Source organism: Streptomyces cupreus (assembly GCF_014257025.1).
GTDB classification, from domain to species: Bacteria; Actinomycetota; Actinomycetes; order Streptomycetales; family Streptomycetaceae; genus Streptomyces; species Streptomyces cupreus.
Window position 1 is genome coordinate 1 of record NZ_JACMSF010000160.1, and the last position, 1,618, is coordinate 1,618.

A 1,618-nucleotide genomic window follows, 5' to 3' on the forward strand; every position below is an offset into this window, starting at 1 on the left:
TGCCGAGCGGGGCACCGACTGCGTGGTGGCGTTCGTGGAGCACTACGACCGGCCCCGCACCGAGGTGATGCTGCACGGCCTGGAGCAGCTCCCGCGCCGGGAGCTGGCGTACCGGGGAAGCGCCTTCACCGAGATGGACGTCGACGCCGTCCTCGCCCGGCGACCCCAGGTGGCGCTGGTGGACGAGCTCGCCCACAGCAATGTCCCCGGCTCCCGCAACACCAAGCGCTGGCAGGACGTCGAGGAACTCCTCGCGGCCGGGATCGACGTCATATCGACCGTCAACATCCAGCACCTGGAGTCCCTCGGCGATGTCGTCGAGTCCATCACCGGTGTACGGCAGCAGGAGACCGTGCCGGACGAGGTGGTGCGCCGCGCCGACCAGATCGAGCTCGTCGACATGTCCCCGCAGGCCCTGCGCCGACGGATGGCGCACGGCAACGTCTACCGGCCCGACAAGGTCGACGCGGCCCTGTCCAACTACTTCCGGCCCGGCAATCTGACGGCCCTGCGCGAGCTCGCGCTGCTGTGGGTGGCCGACCGGGTCGACGAATATCTGCGCGCCTATCGCGGCGAGCACCGGGTGTCGAAGATCTGGGGCTCGCGCGAGCGGATCGTGGTCGGGCTGACCGGCGGTCCCGAGGGCCGGACCCTGATCCGGCGGGCCGCGCGGCTGGCCGAGAAGGGCGCCGGCGGCGAGGTGCTCGCCGTCTACATAGCCCGCAGCGACGGGCTGACCTCGGCCTCGCCCAAGGAACTCGCCGTACAGCGCACCCTCGTCGAGGATCTCGGCGGCACCTTCCACCACGTCGTCGGCGACGACATACCGGCCGCGCTGCTGGCCTTCGCGCGCGGGGTGAACGCCACCCAGATCGTGCTCGGCTCCTCGCGCCGCAAGACCTGGCAGTACGTCTTCGGGCCCGGCGTCGGAGCGACCGTCGCCCGGGAGTCGGGGCCCGATCTCGACGTGCACATCGTCACTCACGAAGAGGTCGCCAAGGGGCGCGGGCTGCCGGTGGCGCGGGGCGCCCGGCTCGGCCGGTCCCGGATCGTGTGGGGCTGGCTGGCCGGAGTCGGTGGTCCGGCCCTGCTCACGCTGCTGCTGACGAACGTCGACACCGATCTGGGTCTCACGAACAACATGCTGCTGTTCCTGACCCTGACAGTGGCCGCGGCGCTGCTCGGCGGGCTGCTGCCCGCGCTGGCCTCGGCGCTGGTCGGTTCGCTGCTGCTGAACTGGTTCTTCACGCCGCCCGTGCACCGGATCACCATCGCCGACCCGAAGAACATCCTCGCCCTGGCGATCTTCGTGGCCGTGGCGGTCTCCGTCGCCTCCGTGGTCGACCTCGCCGCCCGCCGTACCCACCAGGCCGCCCGGCTGCGCGCCGAGTCGGAGATCCTCTCCTTCCTCGCAGGCAACGTGCTGCGCGGCGAGACCAGTCTGGAGGCGCTGCTGGAGCGGGTCCGGGAGACCTTCGGGATGGAGTCGGCGGCCCTGCTGGAGCGGGCGAGTGACATCGATCCGTGGACCTGCGCGGGCAGGGTCGGCCAGGGCGGTCCGGTCGAGCGGCCTGAGGACGCGGACGTGGACATGCCGGTGGGCGACCATATGGCGCTC

The 1,618-nt window shown here is 71.5% G+C and carries 1 protein-coding gene; it reads left to right on the forward strand.

Translation table 11 applies throughout. The annotated features are described in order from the left end of the window. Nucleotides 1–1,618 (forward strand): DUF4118 domain-containing protein (locus tag H4N64_RS44075; protein ID WP_186288246.1); only part of this gene is annotated, 1,618 nt, incomplete at both ends.